The 18,269-nt window shown below is 54.7% G+C and carries 22 protein-coding genes, 1 other RNA gene and 1 other annotated feature; of the genes, 12 read left to right on the top strand and 11 right to left on the bottom strand.

The genetic code is table 11. The annotated features are described in order from the left end of the window. Window positions 1-20: 20 nt before the first annotated feature. From dnaX to ACN1CO_RS00875, 3 genes are all read right to left on the bottom strand, one after another. Window positions 21-2,105 (bottom strand): DNA polymerase III subunit gamma/tau, encoded by a 2,085-nt coding sequence (gene dnaX / locus ACN1CO_RS00885; RefSeq protein WP_419136971.1) that lies wholly within the window; start codon window positions 2,103-2,105, stop codon window positions 21-23. After that, window positions 618-679, bottom strand: a sequence feature (DnaX frameshifting element). (Overlaps the previous gene by 62 nt.) A gap of 158 nt (window positions 2,106-2,263) precedes the next feature. Continuing rightward, on the bottom strand, window positions 2,264-2,815 hold the full coding sequence (apt, locus tag ACN1CO_RS00880; protein WP_419136969.1) for an adenine phosphoribosyltransferase: 552 nt from the start codon (window positions 2,813-2,815) through the stop codon (window positions 2,264-2,266). 144 nt (window positions 2,816-2,959) lie between these two features. Continuing rightward, complete coding sequence (locus ACN1CO_RS00875) at window positions 2,960-3,349, bottom strand: DUF454 family protein (protein ID WP_419136967.1); 390 nt, start codon at window positions 3,347-3,349, stop codon at window positions 2,960-2,962. 57 nt (window positions 3,350-3,406) lie between these two features. Between ACN1CO_RS00875 and priC the strand changes: the two genes are divergently transcribed. The 3 genes from priC to rsmS are packed head-to-tail and all read left to right on the top strand — an operon-like array spanning window position 3,407 to window position 4,401. Then, on the top strand, window positions 3,407-3,937 hold the full coding sequence (priC, locus tag ACN1CO_RS00870; protein ID WP_419136965.1) for a primosomal replication protein PriC: 531 nt from the start codon (window positions 3,407-3,409) through the stop codon (window positions 3,935-3,937). Window positions 3,938-3,994: 57 nt separating this feature from the next. Continuing rightward, the gene (locus tag ACN1CO_RS00865) at window positions 3,995-4,240 is read left to right on the top strand and encodes a hypothetical protein (protein WP_283546064.1); all 246 of its coding nucleotides are present in this window, start codon (window positions 3,995-3,997) and stop codon (window positions 4,238-4,240) included. 8 nt (window positions 4,241-4,248) lie between these two features. Then, window positions 4,249-4,401 (top strand): pleiotropic regulatory protein RsmS, encoded by a 153-nt coding sequence (rsmS, locus tag ACN1CO_RS00860; RefSeq protein ID WP_179896691.1) that lies wholly within the window; start codon window positions 4,249-4,251, stop codon window positions 4,399-4,401. Here rsmS and acrR read toward each other — a convergent pair. Beyond that, window positions 4,398-5,036 carry a multidrug efflux transporter transcriptional repressor AcrR gene (gene acrR / locus ACN1CO_RS00855; RefSeq protein WP_419136962.1) on the bottom strand — a complete coding sequence of 213 codons (639 nt, stop codon included), beginning with the start codon at window positions 5,034-5,036 and terminating at the stop codon, window positions 4,398-4,400. The two genes, rsmS and acrR, sit on opposite strands and share 4 nt — an antisense overlap. 142 nt (window positions 5,037-5,178) lie before the next feature. Between acrR and ACN1CO_RS00850 the strand changes: the two genes are divergently transcribed. The 4 genes from ACN1CO_RS00850 to ykgO all read left to right on the top strand — a co-directional run bounded on the left by ACN1CO_RS00850 (window position 5,179) and on the right by ykgO (window position 10,112). Beyond that, entirely contained in the window at window positions 5,179-6,372 is a 1,194-nt protein-coding gene (locus tag ACN1CO_RS00850) for an efflux RND transporter periplasmic adaptor subunit (RefSeq protein WP_419136960.1), read from the top strand. Between the two features lie 16 nt (window positions 6,373-6,388). Further along, the gene (locus ACN1CO_RS00845; protein ID WP_419136958.1) at window positions 6,389-9,544 is read left to right on the top strand and encodes an efflux RND transporter permease subunit; all 3,156 of its coding nucleotides are present in this window, start codon (window positions 6,389-6,391) and stop codon (window positions 9,542-9,544) included. 161 nt (window positions 9,545-9,705) lie between these two features. Beyond that, window positions 9,706-9,960, top strand: coding sequence for a type B 50S ribosomal protein L31 (locus tag ACN1CO_RS00840; protein WP_136196485.1), 255 nt, complete (start codon window positions 9,706-9,708; stop codon window positions 9,958-9,960). Between the two features lie 11 nt (window positions 9,961-9,971). Beyond that, the gene (gene ykgO, locus ACN1CO_RS00835) at window positions 9,972-10,112 is read left to right on the top strand and encodes a type B 50S ribosomal protein L36 (protein WP_419136955.1); all 141 of its coding nucleotides are present in this window, start codon (window positions 9,972-9,974) and stop codon (window positions 10,110-10,112) included. Between the two features lie 45 nt (window positions 10,113-10,157). Here ykgO and ACN1CO_RS00830 read toward each other — a convergent pair whose 3' ends face one another. Genes ACN1CO_RS00830 through ACN1CO_RS00820 form a run of 3 tightly spaced genes read right to left on the bottom strand, consistent with a single transcriptional unit; the run spans window position 10,158 to window position 12,556 of the window. Beyond that, window positions 10,158-11,036: a metal ABC transporter substrate-binding protein gene (locus tag ACN1CO_RS00830; protein WP_419136953.1), complete on the bottom strand. Its 879-nt coding sequence runs from the start codon at window positions 11,034-11,036 to the stop codon at window positions 10,158-10,160. A 15-nt stretch (window positions 11,037-11,051) separates the two neighbouring features. Beyond that, window positions 11,052-11,891: a metal ABC transporter permease gene (locus ACN1CO_RS00825; protein ID WP_419136951.1), complete on the bottom strand. Its 840-nt coding sequence runs from the start codon at window positions 11,889-11,891 to the stop codon at window positions 11,052-11,054. Next, window positions 11,888-12,556, bottom strand: a complete 669-nt coding sequence (locus tag ACN1CO_RS00820; RefSeq protein ID WP_419136949.1) for a metal ABC transporter ATP-binding protein — start codon at window positions 12,554-12,556, stop codon at window positions 11,888-11,890. Before ACN1CO_RS00820 ends, ACN1CO_RS00825 begins: the two co-directional genes overlap by 4 nt. Before the next feature lie 338 nt (window positions 12,557-12,894). Here ACN1CO_RS00820 and ACN1CO_RS00815 point away from each other — a divergent pair, with 338 nt between their 5' ends. From ACN1CO_RS00815 to ACN1CO_RS00805, 3 genes are all read left to right on the top strand, one after another. Beyond that, window positions 12,895-13,248: a hypothetical protein gene (locus ACN1CO_RS00815; protein ID WP_419136947.1), complete on the top strand. Its 354-nt coding sequence runs from the start codon at window positions 12,895-12,897 to the stop codon at window positions 13,246-13,248. Between the two features lie 147 nt (window positions 13,249-13,395). After that, window positions 13,396-13,773, top strand: coding sequence for an Hha toxicity modulator TomB (tomB, locus tag ACN1CO_RS00810; RefSeq protein ID WP_003850455.1), 378 nt, complete (start codon window positions 13,396-13,398; stop codon window positions 13,771-13,773). A gap of 24 nt (window positions 13,774-13,797) precedes the next feature. After that, window positions 13,798-14,013 carry an HHA domain-containing protein gene (locus tag ACN1CO_RS00805; protein WP_003850458.1) on the top strand — a complete coding sequence of 72 codons (216 nt, stop codon included), beginning with the start codon at window positions 13,798-13,800 and terminating at the stop codon, window positions 14,011-14,013. A gap of 139 nt (window positions 14,014-14,152) precedes the next feature. Here ACN1CO_RS00805 and ffs read toward each other — a convergent pair. Continuing rightward, window positions 14,153-14,249, bottom strand: an RNA gene (gene ffs, locus ACN1CO_RS00800) — signal recognition particle sRNA small type. A 187-nt stretch (window positions 14,250-14,436) separates the two neighbouring features. On the opposite strand from ffs, the gene ACN1CO_RS00795 reads away from it, so the two are divergent. Beyond that, on the top strand, window positions 14,437-14,781 hold the full coding sequence (locus ACN1CO_RS00795; RefSeq protein WP_419136944.1) for an MGMT family protein: 345 nt from the start codon (window positions 14,437-14,439) through the stop codon (window positions 14,779-14,781). 1 nt (window position 14,782) lies between these two features. Here ACN1CO_RS00795 and ACN1CO_RS00790 read toward each other — a convergent pair whose 3' ends face one another. Beyond that, complete coding sequence (locus tag ACN1CO_RS00790) at window positions 14,783-15,340, bottom strand: YbaY family lipoprotein (RefSeq protein ID WP_419136942.1); 558 nt, start codon at window positions 15,338-15,340, stop codon at window positions 14,783-14,785. Between the two features lie 190 nt (window positions 15,341-15,530). On the opposite strand from ACN1CO_RS00790, the gene tesB reads away from it, so the two are divergent. Then, complete coding sequence (gene tesB / locus ACN1CO_RS00785; protein ID WP_419136940.1) at window positions 15,531-16,394, top strand: acyl-CoA thioesterase II; 864 nt, start codon at window positions 15,531-15,533, stop codon at window positions 16,392-16,394. Window positions 16,395-16,443: 49 nt separating this feature from the next. Here the strand turns inward: tesB and amtB are convergent, their stop codons facing one another. Together amtB and glnK are read right to left on the bottom strand one after the other, a co-directional pair. Further along, window positions 16,444-17,733 carry an ammonium transporter AmtB gene (gene amtB, locus ACN1CO_RS00780; RefSeq protein ID WP_419136938.1) on the bottom strand — a complete coding sequence of 430 codons (1,290 nt, stop codon included), beginning with the start codon at window positions 17,731-17,733 and terminating at the stop codon, window positions 16,444-16,446. 34 nt (window positions 17,734-17,767) lie between these two features. After that, window positions 17,768-18,106, bottom strand: coding sequence for a P-II family nitrogen regulator (glnK, locus tag ACN1CO_RS00775; RefSeq protein WP_003850469.1), 339 nt, complete (start codon window positions 18,104-18,106; stop codon window positions 17,768-17,770). Window positions 18,107-18,269: the final 163 nt, after the last annotated feature.

Below are 18,269 nucleotides of genomic sequence, written 5' to 3'. Positions count from 1 at the left end.
TTACGATAGCAGCAGCGTGTTCAAACAGGTCGGATACTCTCCTCATCCAGATCGGCATCAAAAAATCGCTGCAGCGTCTGGATGTGGGTATCACAGGTGATCGACTGACGCGCCTGCGCCAGTTTCTCTTCGTAAATGGCCTGACGCCACTCCAGTGGCGTCAACACCGATGGATTATCGTCTTCAACGACCGAGAGTTCAACTTTCTGCCCGGCTCGCTCACTCAGCGCATCGCTTAACACCTGCTGCGCCGAGGGTGAATTAAGGTGACGCTGGCTGCTGCGTAAATGCAGACAGACCCCGTTTTCGGTGGTCTCTTTCCATGCATTCAACGCCAGCTGCTGCACCAGCTTCGGTAGCGGCAGGGTCGCAATCTCTGCGGCCCAGGGATCGCGCTGCTGCGCTTCTTCCGCCAGACGCGCCGCCAGTTCAGGGGTTTTCTCATGCTCCAGCGCGGAACGCAAGGCCTTAGGCGTCGCGACCGGCTCCGCGACTTCAACCGGCTGATTAACCGCTTTCCAGCGGTACGCTTCCTCTTTTACCGGAGCGGCCGGCTCGCGATCGCGGATACGCTGCTGACTGCGCTCGGTGACCGAGGCCAGCCGCTCCAGCGCGGAGTTGGCCGGCCGCGCACCTGGCGCTGCCGGCTCACTCTTTTTTGGCTTGTTCGCTCCCTGACGCAACAATTGCGTGCGCGCCTGCAGGAGCTGACTGGTGGAGCTGGAAAGTGGCGCATCCGGCGTTGCATCGCGCGGCGGCGCTGGCTGCGGAGCCGCATCGGGCGCGGCCATCTGCGGCTGAGCGGCAACATGCTGTTGCGGCGCAGGCGTCGGCTGCTGCGCCACAGGCGACGCTGTATGAGACGGCATCGCGGCGGCAGGTGACGTCTGCGCTGGCTGTGTTGTCGTGTGGCGTGCACCAGGCGAAGACACGGATGGTGCGGGTGACGTCTGCGCCGGAGCGACAGGTGCCATCTGCTGGGTTAACGCGGGACGGGCAATCGGTTCGGCCACCGCCGCTTTAGGGTGAAACGCCAGCGCGCGCAGCAGCGTCATTTCGACGCCCATCCGGCGATCGGGCGCTATTGGCAGATCCTTGCGGCCCATCAACAGCGTCTGATAATAGAGTTGCAGATCGGCGGGCGGGACCACGCGCGCCAGTTCCCGCAGCCGCAGGGCGTTGCTCTCATCGTCGTCATTGAGCGAGGTCGGCAGCAGTTGCACCATCGCAATCTGGTGCAGCAGGCGCAGCATCTCGACCAGCAGCGCCTCCCATTCCACACCGCGTGACGCGGCCTGGCTGAGCAGGTTCATTACCTGCTGACCGTCACCGTCGACCAGCGCTTCCAGCAGTCCCAGTGGCTGTTCGTCATCCAGCGTGCCGAGCATGACGCTGACCGTACTGCTGGTCACCGCGCCCTGCCCGATGGCAATCGCCTGATCGGTGAGGCTCAGCGCATCGCGCATACTGCCATCGGCGGCCCGCGCCAGTAGCTGCAGCGCCCGGGTCTCGCTCTCAATCTGTTCCTGCTTCAGGACATACTCAAGCTGCTGACGGATTTGATCAACATCCAGCGCTTTAAGGTGGAACTGCAGGCAGCGCGAAAGAATGGTCACCGGCAGTTTCTGCGGATCGGTGGTCGCCAGCAGGAATTTAACGTGTGAAGGTGGCTCTTCCAGCGTCTTTAACAACGCATTAAAGCTGTGACGCGACAGCATATGCACTTCATCAATCAGATAGACTTTGAAGCGGCCACGCGCCGGAGCGTACTGCACGTTGTCGAGCAGATCGCGGGTATCTTCGACTTTGGTGCGCGATGCGGCGTCAATCTCAATCAGATCGACAAAGCGGCCCTGCTCAATTTCACGGCAGTTATCACACTGACCACAGGGCGTGGCGGTGATGCCGGTTTCGCAGTTAAGGCCTTTAGCCAGCAGACGCGCAATAGTGGTTTTCCCAACGCCGCGGGTGCCGGAGAAGAGATAAGCATGATGGATGCGTCCCAGAGACAATCCATTCGCCAGCGCCGTCAGAACATGTTCCTGACCGACAACATCAGCAAAAGCCTGGGGACGCCATTTTCGCGCAAGTACCTGATAGCTCATGTGGAGTTCGACGAAGTTGGATGGAAAGATGAGCGCAGACGCTCTGCAACCCCTGTATAAGATTGCAGTAGTCTATCAGCTACGCTTTTGGCTGGCACTCGTTATCTTGACGCCGGAGGCGTGACAGCCTCGCCGGGTGGCGAGGCCAAAAGCGTGGCTTAGTGGCCGGGGAATTTGACCAGGCTGTAGCTCTCGACGCCCAGGGCATTGAGACGCGATTCACCGGTCAGATCGAACAGGTTAATAATGAAGGCGGCGTCTTTCACTTCACCGCCAGCACGGCGAATCAGTTTAACAGTCGCTTCAATGGTTCCGCCGGTCGCCAGCAGGTCATCAACCACCAGCACCACATCGCCTGGCTGGATGGCATCTTTGTGCAATTCCAGCTTATCGGTGCCGTATTCCAGCTCATAGGATTCGCTGTAGACCTCACGCGGCAGTTTGCCGGGCTTACGCACCGGAACAAAACCCACGCCGAGACCTAATGCCACCGGGGCACCAAACAGGAAACCGCGCGCTTCCGTGCCCACCACTTTAGTGATGCCTCTATTACGGTAACGCTCAACCAGCAGCGCAATAGACGCGGCATAGGCTTTGGGATCTTCCAGCAGGCTGGTGACATCGCGGAACAGGATGCCTGGCTTAGGATAATCGGGAATACTTTTAATACTGTTTTTAATGAATTCAAGCTGCTGCGCAGTGTCGGTCATAATGATACGCCTGGTAAAAAATTCTGTTTCGCGCAGCTTCAGAAGCGCTAATACCTGGTAAAAGGCTCAGCGGAAGTCAATTCACAAAGGGAAGCCACGCACGAAGACGCCCAAATCTAAGCAAATGACCGGCTAAATGCAACTTTATCGCGGCGGCTTCGGTGCGTCCGCTGCTTCTGCCACCACCGGAATACGCCACATAAACAGCAGCAACACCGCCAGCATGATCAACAGCATGATGCGGACCCAGAGCTGATGCACCAGGAAGAGTGAAAGCGTAAAGGTGGCGACTATCAGGCAGATAGCACGGACTTTGGCCCCCGGCGGCATCGCACGATGCTGTTGCCAGTGGCGCAGATAGCGGCCAAATGGCGATTTCCACAGCAGCCAGTGATGGAAACGCGGCGATGAACGGGCAAAACACCAGGCTGCCAGCAGCATGAATGGCGTGGTGGGTAATAAAGGTAATACAATGCCCAGCGTCCCCAGCACAATAGCCAGCCAGCCGAGGGTTAATAACAGAATGCGTTGCATGAATCCCGCCCAGCTCTTTCTTCATCCGCGTACGTTAGCACAACTGAGCGTCACGCGATGAGTGCGATCGCCGTACAACAGCGCCTGCAACAGCTCCTTATCGATCTGCGTCAGGAAATTGCGCGCCATTCCGATGGGGTTTGTCGCATGCCACGCTTTGACTCGCAGCTGTTTCGCACCAAAGGCACGCGGCTGGCGGATTATCTGCTGGAAGTGGAACAGAATTTCGCGCGGCTGTGCGACAACAGCGACGACCTTGAACGCACGGCCTGGCTGGCTGAACGTCTGGTCGATCAGATTGCCGCCCTGCAACGGGAGGCGAGCACCCAACAGCTGCGAACCCGACGCGAACAGCCGTTTAAGAACCCACGTGCCTCAAAATATCAGGAGTACCGGGAGTTTGAGCGGCGTTTACTGGCGATGATCGATCAGCGTGAGCAGCGACTGGCGCTGGCCGAAACGCTGGCGATCCAGCATCAGCTGAAGCAGGATCTGGAAACGTTAGAGGCGCGACTGGCGCGCTGTCGGCAGGCGATTCGCTCAATTGAATGGGCCTCTTCGCTGCGCGGCGGCGAACACAGCGAATAAAGCGCAGCGTGATAAAAGCGCTTCTATACTGGGTGTATTTCGGCGCGGAGACGAAAAATGGGCTTACTGAGCTGGCTGATATGCGGACTACTGCTGGGGTTGCTGAAGCGTCTGCTGATGCCGGGACGCCCCGGCGGCCTGATGGCGACCCTGACGCTGTCGATGATTGGCGCACTGATCGGCGGCTACATCGCCACCTATTTTGAACTGGGCTCGCTGGCAACGCTTCACGCTGGCGCGCTGGGCATAGCGATTCTCGGCGCATTACTGATGCTGCTGGTCGCGGCCCGATTACGTATTTAGGAGAAAAGATGTCACTGGAAAACGCCCCTGACGACGTCAAACTGGCAGTGGATCTGATTCAGCTACTGGAAGAGCATCAACTGCCGGTAGAAACGGTGCTCTCCGCGCTGGCTATGGTGCAGCGTGATTACGAGAACAAGCGCGATCGCCAGCCGGCTTAGCGCGGAGTCGTCAGCGTCGGACTGAGCAGCAGCATATCGATAAAGGCATTGGTCAGGACGGGCGCGTCAGCAGCTAAATCAAAACTGTCCGGCGCAAACAGCCAGCTTTCCATCATACCGTTGACGTAACCACGCATAATGAGAGCGGCCTGACGCGTACTGAGCGTGCCCGGAAGTTGTCCGGCTTCAATACACTGTCGCAGGACATCTTCAATTTTGTCGTAGCATTCCAGCAGTAAGCTCTGCTGCATATTCTTCAGTGCCGACATTTCGCCCACAAATTCGCATTTATGGAAAATGATCTCCATCAAAGCACGACGCTGCGGATCCTTTGCAGTCGCATCAAAGATATAGACCAGCATTGCGCGCAACACAGAGAGTGGATCGCCAGGGTATTTTGTCTGATACTCAAGTTCCACATCGTCCAGACCAGCATCACAACGAAGCCATATTTCGTGTAATACATCGGCTTTATTTTTGAAGTGCCAGTAGATAGCCCCGCGCGTAACGCTGGCTGCGGTTGCAATCTGTGCCAGAGAAGTGGCTGAGACGCCTTGCTGTGAAAACAGAATAATGGCGGCATCAAGAATTTGATGTCGTGTTTCAAGTGCTTGCGCTTTGGTTTTTCGTGCCATAGTGGGCTTTTTTTACAAACAGGTAAGTTTACATACATTTGTGAATGTATGTACCATAGCATGACCTGCGACTTGCCACAGCAATGGGTTTTTCAGTTTGTGATCCATTGACCAATTGATATCGGACACTAGAGGTTTATTTATGAATAAAATCAGAGGATTATCGCCTCTGGCGGCCGTCCTGATGCTATCAGGCAGCTTTTTGTTAACAGGATGTGACAACAATAAATCCCAACAAGCCGCCCAGCAACCGCCAGCAGTGGGGGTTGTGACACTGAAAACTGAACCCCTGAAAATTTCGACTGAATTACCTGGCCGCACCTCGGCTTACCGTGTGGCTGAAGTCCGTCCGCAGGTTTCCGGTATCATTCTGAAGCGTAATTTCATTGAAGGCAGCGATATCAAAGCAGGTCAGTCTCTTTACCAGATCGATCCGGCTACCTATCAGGCATCCTATGACAGCGCTAAAGGTGACTTAACTCAGGCGCAGGCGAATGCCCGCATCGCTCAGCTGACCGTCAAACGTTATAAGCCGTTACTCGGCACCAAATATATCAGTCAGCAGGATTATGACACCGCCGTGGCCACCGCCGCGCAAAACGATGCCGCCGTTCAGGTTGCAAAAGCCAACGTGGAAACAGCCCGCATTAACCTGGCTTACACCAAAGTCACCTCGCCTATCAGTGGCCGCATCGGTAAATCTTCTGTAACGGAAGGTGCGCTGGTACAGAACGCCCAGACCACCGCGCTGGCGACCGTGCAGCAACTGGATCCGATGTATGTCGATGTTACCCAGTCGAGCGAAGATTTCATGCGCTTACGTTCAGAACTGGAGTCGGGTCAGCTGAAGCAGAACGATGGCAAAGCCAACGTGACCCTGCTGATGCAGAACGGCAGCAGCTATCCACAGCAAGGTACGCTGGAATTCTCTGACGTTACCGTTGATGAGACCACCGGTTCTATCACCCTGCGCGCCATTGTTCCGAACCCGAATCATGCGCTGTTACCGGGCATGTTTGTTCGCGCGCGTCTGGATGAAGGCACCAATCCAAATGCGTTGCTGGTTCCGCAACAGGCGGTAACCCGTACCCCAACCGGTCAGGCAACGGTGATGGTAGTGGGTGCAGACAATAAAGTGGAAGCGCGTCAGGTCACCACCTCTCAGGCGATTGGCGACAAGTGGTTAGTCACCGACGGCGTTAAAGCGGGTGAACGTGTGATCAGCACGGGTCTGCAGCGAGCCAAGCCGGGCGCACAGGTAACCCCACAAGAAGTCTCAGACGATGCGAAAGCGGCACCCGATTCAAAGCCGCAGTCTGACAAGTCATCGTCATAACAGGAGCCGTTGATTCATGGCTAAGTTCTTTATCGATCGCCCCATCTTTGCGTGGGTGCTCGCCATCATCATCATGTTGGTTGGTGCGCTATCGATTCTCAAACTTCCGATCGAGCAATATCCCAATGTTGCTCCGCCGGCGATTGAGATTCAGGCCTCCTACCCAGGTGCGGATGCCAAAACGCTGCAGGACTCAGTAACCCAGGTTATTGAGCAGAACATGAACGGTATCGATGGACTGATGTATATGTCCTCGAGCAGCGACTCCTCCGGTACGCTGACCCTGACCATCTCCTTTGAGTCAGGCACAGATGCGGACATCGCGCAGGTTCAGGTGCAGAACAAACTGCAGCTGGCGACGCCGCTGCTGCCGCAGGAAGTGCAGCAACAGGGGATTCAGGTTAAAAAATCCTCCAGTAGCTTCCTGATGGTTGCGGGCTTCATCAGCGACGATGACAACATGACGCAGAATGATATTTCTGATTTCATTTCGTCATCCATCAAAGATCCCATCAGCCGTACCAAAGGCGTGGGTGATACCCAGGTATTTGGTGCGCAGTACGCGATGCGTATTTGGATGGATCCGCACAAGCTGAACAACTACAACCTGACGCCGGTTGATGTGATCAGCGCGCTGAACACCCAGAACACCCAGGTTGCTGCCGGTCAGTTAGGTGGTACGCCTCCGGTGCCGGGACAGCAGCTTAACGCCTCGATCATTGCGCAAACCCGTCTGACCTCAACGGATGAGTTCGGCAAAATCCTGCTTAAAGTGAACGCAGATGGTTCTCAGGTTCGCCTGCGTGATGTGGCAAGGATTGAACTCGGTGCAGAAAACTACGAAATCATTGCCCGTTATAATGGCAAGCCTGCGTCCGGTATCGGTATCAAGCTGGCTACCGGCGCGAATGCGCTGGATACCGCTAATGCGGTGAAAGCAGAACTGGCCAAATTGCAGCCGACCTTCCCTAACGGTATGAAAGTGGTCTATCCGTATGACACCACGCCGTTCGTCAAGATCTCGATTTTCGAAGTGGTGAAAACGCTGATCGAAGCGATTGTGCTGGTGTTCCTGGTAATGTATCTGTTTCTGCAGAACTTCCGCGCCACGCTCATTCCTACTATCGCGGTACCCGTGGTGTTACTGGGTACGTTTGCCGTTATCGGCGCGTTTGGTTATTCGATAAACACCCTGACGATGTTCGGGATGGTGCTCGCCATCGGCTTGCTGGTAGATGACGCCATCGTGGTGGTTGAGAACGTTGAGCGCGTCATGGCGGAAGAAGGATTACCGCCAAAAGAAGCGACCAAACGTTCCATGGAGCAGATCCAGGGCGCACTGGTCGGTATCGCACTGGTGCTGGCCGCCGTATTTATTCCGATGGCGTTCTTTGGTGGTTCAACCGGTGTTATCTACCGTCAGTTCTCCATCACTATCGTATCGGCGATGGCGCTGTCGGTGCTGGTTGCCTTTATCCTGACGCCGGCACTCTGTGCCACCATGCTGAAGCCGATTAAAAAAGGCGAGCACGGCAAAACCACCGGTTTCTTTGGCTGGTTCAACCGCATGTTCGACAAAAGCACCAACCACTATGTGGATGGTGTGGGTCACATGGTTCGCAGTACGGGTCGCTATATGGTGATCTATCTGGTGATCGTGGTCGGTATGGCGTTTCTGTTTATGCGCCTGCCCTCTTCATTCTTACCAGAAGAGGATCAGGGTCTGCTGCTGGCTCAGGCGCAGCTGCCTGCTGGTGCAACCCAGGAACGTACTCAGAAAGTCCTGGATCAGGTGACGGATTACTTCCTGACGCAGGAGAAAGACACGGTTAAATCGGTGTTTACCGTTAACGGCTTCGGCTTCGCCGGTCGTGGACAGAACACTGGTATCGCCTTCGTCAGTCTCAAGCCATGGGATGAACGTACCGGCGCAGACATGAAGGTTCCGGCGATTGCTGGCCGTGCCATGCAGGCGCTGGGCGCGATCAAAGATGCGATGGTCATTCCGTTCAACCTCCCAGCCATTATTGAACTGGGTAATGCGACCGGCTTCGACTTTGAGCTGATCGACCAGAATAACCTGGGTCACGATAAGCTGACGGAAGCGCGTAATCAGCTGTTCGGCATGATTGCCCAGCATCCTGATACGCTGGTTGGCGTGCGTCCTAACGGTCTGGAAGATACGCCGCAGTACAAGCTGATGATCGATCAGGAAAAAGCACAGGCGCTGGGCGTGTCACTGAGTGATATCAACACCACGCTGGCCGCTTCCTGGGGTGGCTCTTACGTCAATGACTTCATCGACCGTGGTCGCGTGAAGAAAGTTTACGTCATGGGTAAAGCGGATTCCCGCATGCTGCCGGACGACATTGGCAAATGGTACGTGCGCAACAGCAGCGGAACTATGGTGCCGTTCTCTGCCTTCTCAACGGCGAAATGGCAGTATGGCTCACCGCGTCTTGAGCGTTACAACGGCTTGCCTGCGATGGAAATCCTGGGACAGCCTGCACCAGGCAAAAGCTCGGGTGCGGCAATGGACCTGATGGAACAGCTGGCATCGAAACTGCCTGCGGGTATCGGCTATGACTGGACGGGGATGTCCTATCAGGAACGCCTGTCGGGCAACCAGGCCCCTGCGCTCTATGCCATCTCCCTGATTGTGGTCTTCCTGTGTCTCGCCGCACTGTACGAGAGCTGGTCGATTCCATTCTCGGTCATGCTGGTGGTTCCGCTCGGGGTTATTGGTGCGCTGCTCTTCACCACCCTGCGTGGCCTGAGTAATGACGTCTACTTCGTAGTGGGGTTACTGACAACCATCGGCCTCTCAACCAAGAACGCCATCCTTATCGTCGAATTTGCTAAAGATTTGATGGATAAAGAGGGCAAAGGGTTGATTGAAGCTGCGCTGGAAGCATGCCGTATGCGTCTGCGTCCTATCCTGATGACGTCACTGGCGTTTATCCTCGGGGTACTGCCGCTGGCGATCAGTACCGGTGCCGGTTCCGGTTCGCAGAACGCCGTAGGTACAGGGGTAATCGGTGGTATGGTCACCGCGACCATCCTGGCGATCTTCTTCGTTCCTGTCTTCTTTGTGGTGGTCCGCCGCCGCTTTGGTAAGAAGAAAGAAGAATCAGCGAACGGTCATCCGGTTGAATCTGACCAGACTCACTAAGCTGTAAATCATCTGAGGCCGCGCAAGCGGCCTTTTTTTTGCCTGCGATTCCGCCCTCCTCCTCTCCTGACACGGCTCTTTTACTGGCGCTCCGGCAGTTGCAATCCCGGACGGCGCGGCGCATAATAATGTTATATTATAACATTACATAGGCATGCATTATGAAAGCGAATATTCATCCCCACTATCGCCACGTGGTCTTCCATGACACGTCCGCGGATGTCTGGTTCAAAATCGGATCCACCATCAAAACCGATCGCACCGTTGAGTTCGAAGGCGAAACGTTGCCCTACGTCACACTGGATGTGTCGTCGGCTTCACACGTTTTCTACACCGGTAAACAGAAAGACTTCGCCAAAGAAGGCAGCACCGCGCGCTTTAACCAGCGTTTCGGGCGTTTTCTTGGCCGTAAATAAGGGAAAGCATCATGCAGGTATTAAGCTCGCTGCGTTCAGCAAAGCTTCGTCATCGGGATTGTAAAGTGGTGCGCCGCAAGGGCCGGATTTACGTCATCTGTAAAACCAATCCCCGCTTTAAAGCCGTACAGGGAAGAAAGAAAAAAAGCTAGTTTGTGTCGTGATGACTGGCCGGGCTTGCCCGGCCTTTTTTATGCTTAGCGCATGCTCTTCAGAATCGCATTCACGTTATGTTTAAAGGCGGCCTGATAGGTCGCCGCCGGGCCAGAAGCCGTGGATAACGCTTCCGGATAAAGCTCACCGCCCGGCTCTGCGCCGGTGGCACTGGCAATCTGTTTAACCAGGCGCGGGTCGGTCTGGTTCTCAATGAAATAGTGGTTGATGTGCTGCTGTTTCAGTTGGTTGATTAAGCCCCCCACATTGCTGGCACTCGCTTCCGCTTCAGTAGAGAACCCGACTGGCGCCAGAAACGTCACGCCATATCGCTGTCCAAAGTAACCAAACGCATCGTGACTGGTCAGCACTTTACGCTTGTCGAGGGGCACAGCATCAAAGGCGGTTTTTGCCCAGCTATCCAGCGCCTGCAGTTGCTGTATGTAGTTCTGTCCACGCTGACGGATGGCGGGCGCATCCTCAGGGTCAGCTTTAACCAGTGCATTCATTACGTTAGTCGCGTAGATAACGCCGTTCTGCATGCTGTTCCAGGCGTGAGGATCGGTAATGGTTTTGCCATCCTCCTCCATGCTGCGGGTGGTGACGCCTGTTGAGGCGACCACAGGCTGTCCGCGATACCCCGAAGCGCTGACTAAGCGATCCATCCACCCTTCCAGTCCCAGTCCGCTGACAAACACCAGATCAGCTTTCGCCAGCGCCTGGCTATCCTGCGGTGTCGGTTCAAACGTGTGGGGATCGCCATTCGGCCCCACCAGACTTTTCACTTTGACATGATCGCCGCCGACCTGTTTAACGATGTCTGCCAGCACGGTAAAGCTGGCCACCACATCCACCGTTTTTGCCATCGCGAATGGCGTGGCAAAAAGCGCAGCGAGCGCCAGGCTAACCGGTAATTTTTTCATAGATACCCCTTAAGATTAATGGCGGCGCAAAATCCCGCCGCATGGCCCTGCAAGAATGGAGAGGAAAAACAGCATGGCGGCGCTCAGTACCACAGCGGGACCGGCCGGCAATGAAAAGTGCCAGGAGAGCATCAGGCCAGCCAGGGCTGAGATCGTTGCCATAACAATGGCGATAACCAGCATCGCGGCAAGATGACGGCTCCAGAAACGGGCGCTGGCGGCGGGCAGCATCATTAAGCCCACTGACATCAGCGTGCCCAGCACCTGAAAGCCCGCTACCAGATTGAGCACCACCAGCATTAAAAACAGACCATGTACCAGCGGCGCGCTCCACTTTCCCTGCGCCCTCAGGAAGTCACCGTCAAACGCGTCGATAACCAGCGGACGATAGATAATCGCCAGCATAATCAGCGTAAAAGCGGCGATGCCGCCGACAAGCAAGAGTGCAGCGTTATCCACCGCCAGCAGCGAGCCAAACAGCACGTGCAGCAGATCTACGCTTGAGCCGCGCAGTGAAACCAGCGTGACGCCCAGCGCCAGTGAGCCGAGATAAAACCCGGCAAAACTGGCATCCTCTTTTAAGGGCGTGTAGCGACTCACCGCGCCAGAGAGCAGCGCCACGGCTAAACCGGCGATCAGACCGCCGATACCCATCGCAACCAGTGACAGTCCGGAGATCAGATAACCAATGGCGGCACCAGGCAGCACCGCGTGTGATAACGCATCGCCAATCAGACTCATACGACGCAGCGAGAGAAAGACGCCGAGCGGTGTGGCACTGACGGCCAGTGCCACGCAGGCGACCAGCGCGCGCCGCATAAAACCAAACTCAATAAAAGGCTGTATCAGGGTCACGGCGCACGACTCCGCAGAGGGGAAACAGGCAGGCAGGTGCAGCTGACATCACTTTCATCCATCGACATCACGTTACTGAAGTAGCGTGCCACCAGCGGACGATCATGCAGCACCACCAGCAGCGTCGTGCCAGCCTGCCGTTGCTGCTCAAGGATCGACATCAGTAATGTCACCGTCTGGCTATCTATGCCGTTAAAAGGCTCATCCAGCAGCCAGAGCTGGCTGCGCTGCAACATCAGCCGCGCAAACAATACCCGCTGGAGTTGTCCGCCGGATAAAGTTGCGGGCTGGGCCTCCGCGTAATCACTCATCTGCACGGCTTCCAGCGCCTGCCAGATTTCCCGACGCAGTATCCGGTTGATGCCGCCGAACCAGCCGCAGCGTGGCCAGCAGCCAATCGAGACCAGTTCAAACACCGTCAGGGGAAAGCGTGTCTCCAGTTCGGTGCGCTGCGGCAGCCAGCCGATATCCCGGCGCGCAACCTGCAGCTCGCAGCGCCCCGCTATCGGTGGCAATAAGCCCGCGATGGTTTTTAACAGGGTTGATTTGCCGCTACCGTTAGCACCGACCAGGGCTGTCATCGAGCCTGCTCCGAGCTGACCGTTGATCGCGGGGGTGACAACCTGTCCCTGATAGCCCGCGCGAAGCGCGTTAAACCGAATCATGCACTGATCCCCCATTTAATCGCCACGGCAAGCAGCGCAATGAATAGCAGTGCGACGGCCAGTCGCCCACCCAGTGACATAAGTAATCCACTCTGACGCATCACTTCACCAATATGTTATAACATAACAATAATATATCGGATGTTATCGTGAGTTAAACGCGTGATTGTGTATCAAAAGATAAATACCGCCTGCACTGACTATCAGACACACTGGCGGAACAACCTGCTAATGCATCTGGAGAAATCTATAAACTGACGGTTTTGTGCTTTGCTGGCTTGCAAACCAGTTGCAGAAAACCAATGATAGGTTTATTAACGGTTATAAGCGGATGAGATATGCTGTCACGAATTGAATGTGATATTGCTGCGGGCGAATCAGACTGCGCAAAAATAGCAGTGATTGTTCAGCGGAATATTCTCAAAATAACAGATTTGCTGGTAGGGGATTTACGCTGGTACTCGCAGAATGCGCAGTTAGTTCCAGGCAGTTTAAAAATTGTTTCGGTTGAATATCAGGATCTGAATAGTTTTAAATTACTTTACGATTTTGACTGGAATTTATTTAGTCCTTGCCAGGATTTAAATGAAACGGTCACGCAATCGGAGCAGGTAAAGTTCCACATTAAGCCCGGCGCACTTGAGTTTGATGTGATTGACAATGAGCAACCCTCCCCCGGCGATGAATTGTAATATTTAGTAATGGAGGTGAGCAGAACTAATGGTTTTACACTATCTTTAAGGTATCCCGTTTAATAACTGCCCGAATAATCGCTTCCCGGCGGCGTTATTCTCACTCGCTGCCCTGCGGCAACTGTGCTAGCTATGGAGGGGAAAAAGATGGACGAATACTCACCGAAACGGCATGATATTGCCCAGCTTAAATACCTGTGTGAAAGCCTGTTTGACGACAGCATGGCAACGTTAACCGACAGTCATCATGGCTGGGTAAATGATCCCACTTCTGAAAGCAATCTGCAGCTTAACGATCTGATTGAGCACATCGCCTCTTTCACCATGAATTACAAAATTAAGCACGTTGAAGATGAAGCGCTGATTTCGCAAATCGATGAATATCTTGATGATACCTTTATGCTATTCAGCAACTATGGTGTCAATAGTCCGGATCTTCAACGGTGGCAACGTTCAGCAAAACGCTTATTTAATCTGTTCACTGAAGAGTGCGCTTTTCTCCAGCAACCGAGCCATTCATTATAGTACAGACATGAGAACGGTTTATTTATGAACAAAACCCTGACTAAAACCGATTATTTGATGCGACTGCGGCGTTGCCGCTCTCTTGATACCCTGGAAAGGGTGATAGAAAAAAATAAGTATGAATTACCTGAAGACGAGTTAGCGGTATTTTACTCGGCAGCTGACCATCGTCTGGCGGAGCTGACGATGAATAAGCTTTACGATAAAGTCCCGGGTTCAGTCTGGAAATTTGTCCGTTAATCTGATCGATCAGAACTTAGCATTACCCCTGTTTAGTACCAGATATTCCTGCCTGCCGGCAAAGGATCGGCCCAGGCGGGTTTTGCCTGTCTGCGGTTTTTGATGGAGTCATTTTAAGGAGGGTAGAAAGTGGTGGGGGCCCTGCCAGCTACATCCCGGCACACGCGTCACCTGCTACGGCTGCTTCCTTCCGGATCTGACCGAGTTCACAAGCTAGCATTGCGGGAGAACCAACAGGGCCCCCATTGACAAGCCCTCTTTACGAGAGCGGGGGCATTATCTGGGAAGGAGGTGGCAATTGCAAGCGTAGTCGGGACAACCGTTGTTTTCTTGAACAACCGCTGCTTTGATGCTTTCACCGCCCTCTCCTCATGCTAAAGTTAAAGCCCTATTCCTGATGAAAAAAGCAGATGAAATAAGCACATGGATCAGCCTGACACTTTCCAGCAACGCATCTGGCAAATTGTTGCCGCTATTCCGTATGGCCACGTCTGCACCTATGGCGATGTCGCGCTGTTGGCGGGTTCGCCACGCGCGGCACGTCAGGTCGGTGGCGTGCTGAGCCGCTTACCTGAAGGAACCACCCTTCCCTGGCATCGCGTCGTCAATCGTCACGGTACGATTTCACTGCAGGGCGACAGCCTGTTGCGGCAGCGGGATGCGCTGGAAGCGGAAGGAATAGAAGTCAATGATGACGGACAGCTCGATCTTAAGACTTATCGCTGGGATTTCAGGCAGGAAAAAGGGGCGACAAGGTCGCCCCGATAAATTAAATACGGGTTGGTGCAGGAACAGCAGCAGACGGCGTCACCAGAGTCGGTGAAGTCGAAGGCACGGTGGTCGCTGCGCCTGGCTGAGTAGGCATCGCCATTGACGGTACCGGTACCAGCAGCAGTTCAGCTTTGGTGCCGCCCTGGTTGATGACCGGCTTCACGCCCTCAGTCACAAAGGTCAGTTTGCCGTCGATTGTGATAGCGGCACTCAACAGAATACGCGCATTGGGCTGAATGTCGGCCGGGTTAAATGGCAGCACGAACTGGAACGGCGCCTGTTTGCCTTCGGTACGCACTACGCGCTGCGACAGCACTTTTGAGGGTGCGTCGGATACAGAGGCATCAGACAACGTCACGGTTAATACCGCATCCGGCGGCAGCGCAATACGCTGGCGAATATAGATTGAACCACTTACATTTGGCTGCGCAATTGCGGCCGTCTGGCCTGCAACCGCAGAGCCCAGCGTTGGCGTCGGTACAGGTTTACTCTTGTCGGCGCATCCCGCAACAGCAACCGCGATAACCACGCCACTAACCACATGCCTGAGTTTCATTGATGTCGTCTCCATTTGATCAAAATGATTGTCGGCAGCGAATCCTGCTTACAGCGTTTCACTCGCCGTATGTCCTTAATTTTGGCACATATTTGAAATTTTGCCTGGCACAGGCAAAACGGAAAGTCTGATTGACGTCAACTGGTCGGATCTTTCACACTGAGCAGGTCACTATATTGAGGAATGCGCCATGAGTCAGGCACTGCAGAATCTGCTGAATTTATTGAATCTGGAAAAACTGGAAGAGGGTTTATATCGCGGCCAGAGCGAAGATCTGGGTCTGCGCCAGGTGTTTGGCGGTCAGGTGGTGGGTCAGGCGCTGTATGCCGCTAAACAAACCGTCCCGGAAGATCGCGTTATACACTCTTTTCACAGCTATTTTTTGCGGCCCGGCGATAGCCAGAAAGCGATTATTTATGATGTCGAAACGCTGCGTGATGGCAAAAGTTTCAGCGCACGCAGGGTCAGCGCCATTCAGAATGGGCAGCCGATTTTTTATATGACCGCCTCGTTCCAGTCACCGGAAAGCGGATTTGAACATCAGAATCCGATGCCGCAGGTGGCGGGACCCGAAAATCTGTTAACGGAACAGGCGATGGCGCAGAAGATGGCGCATATGCTGCCAGAAAAGTTACGCGAAATATTCATTGCTGAGCGTCCGCTGGAGATCCGCCCGGTGCAGATTCACAACCCTCTCCGGGGACATGTGGACAAACCTGAACGTCAGGTCTGGATCCGTGCTAACGGCCCATTGCCTGCCGACTTGCGTATCCATCAGTACCTGCTCGGCTACGCTTCCGATCTCAACTTCCTGCCGGTCGCGCTCCAGCCGCACGGTAAAGGCTTTTTAGAGCCGGACATGCAGGTCGCCACGATCGACCACTCGATGTGGTTCCACCGCCCGTTCGACTTCACTGAATGGCTGCTCTACAGCGTGGTCAGTACCTCAGCGTCTGGCGCGCGAGGTTTTGTCCGGGGTGAGTTTTATAATCAGCAGGGTGTGCTGGTGGCCTCTACGGTTCAGGAAGGGGTAATGCGTCAGCGTAACGAATAAAAAAGGGGGCGATTTCTCGCCCCCGATGAATCTTTTCAGTACCTGCACATTACTGGTTGTAAGCGTTCTCGCCGTGGCTGTTTACATCCAGACCTTCACGTTCATGTTCTTCCGGTACGCGCAGACCGACAATCATATCGGCCAGTTTGAAGCCGATGAAGGCGACAACGCCAGACCAGACAATAGTCAGACCCACGCTGAAGAGCTGAACCCAGACCTGATGGCCCATGGTGACGCCCTGAGCATAACCGACGCCGCCCAGTGAAGAGGATGCAAACACGCCAGTCAGGATACAGCCGACAATGCCGCAGACGCCATGCACGCCGAACACATCACAGGGATCGTCCACGCGCAGCCATTTTTTCAGGGTGGTTACACCCCACAGTCCCGCCAGTCCGCCGACCAGGCCGATGATTAATGCACCGCCGACGCCGACATAACCACAGGCCGGAGTAATCGCGACCAGACCGGCAATAAAGCCTGAACAGGCACCGAGCAGAGAAGGCTTACCGCGAACGGCCCACTCGCCAAAAGTCCATGCCAGTACCGCGCCCGCTGTTGCAACGACGGTGTTCAGGAAGGCCAGTGCCGCGATTTCGTTTGCTGCAGATGCAGAACCGGCGTTGAAGCCGAACCAGCCAACATAGAGAATGGCGGTGCCGGTGAAGACCATCGGCAGATTGTGTGGTTTAAAGGCCTCTTTACCAAAGCCAGCACGTTTGCCCACCAGGTAAGCACCCACCAGACCCGCTACGGCGGCGTTGATGTGCACCACAGTACCGCCAGCAAAGTCCAGCGCGCCATCCTGAGCCAGGAAACCGCCCGCCCACACCATGTGCGCTATAGGTAAATAAGAGAGCGTCAGCCAGACACCAACAAAGATCAGTACCGCTGAGAAGCGGATACGTTCTGCGATGGAACCGACAATCAGACCCACAGTGATACAGGCAAATGAGGCCTGGAATGCAACATGGATATACTGATAAAAGCTGCCCATAACGGCGGTCAGCTGAATGTTTTTCAGCATGGCCCAGCCAAAGCCGCCAAAGAAGGCGTTGCCTTCGCTGAAGGCCAGCGAGTAGCCGTAGACTACCCACAATACGCAGACCAGCGAGAAGGTCACTGCGACCTGCGTCAGCATCGACAGAACGTTTTTGCCGCGAATCAGACCGCCGTAAAACAGCGCAATACCTGGAATTGACATAAACAGCACCAGCGCGGTGCAAATCATCATAAATGCGTTATCAGCCTTGTCCGCAACGGCAGGCGCAGCAGCCATCGCGAGTGAGGGTAACAGTGCCAGGCTGGTGAGGCCCAACTTAGCTAAAATTTTATTCATTTTTATTCCATCCCATCACAGTACTGAGTCTTAATTACAGAGCGGCTTCGTCGGTCTCGCCGGTACGAATACGGATGACGCGCTGCAGTTCAGCCACGAAAATTTTACCGTCGCCAATTTTGCCGGTGTAGGCCGCTTTACTGATGACATCCACTACTTCGTCTAACTGATCGTCGGCAATCGCGATATCAATTTTGACCTTCGGCAGGAAGTTCACGCTGTACTCTGCGCCACGATAAAGCTCTGCATGGCCCTTCTGACGGCCAAAACCTTTCACTTCGGAGACGGTCAGTCCCTGAATGCCGATAGAGGATAAAGCTTCACGTACATCCTCCAGCTTAAATGGCTTAATTACGACGGTAACCAGCTTCATTGGATCCCCTCCAGCGAGTAAATAGGTAACGTTTACGGACACGCAGGGATATAAGCAAAGCCTGTGCCAGAGTGTAAAACTGACGTTAATCAGTTATTCAGGCGAGACAGGGCAAGGGATGTTTTAAAGAGGAGTGTAAAGAAAGAGGCCGGATGGCTGGGAT

Source organism: Pantoea sp. R13S299, from assembly GCF_048515925.1.
Classification (GTDB): domain Bacteria; phylum Pseudomonadota; class Gammaproteobacteria; order Enterobacterales; family Enterobacteriaceae; genus Pantoea.
Note: the sequence above shows the minus strand (reverse complement) of the source record. Positions and strands in the feature narration are given on the sequence as shown.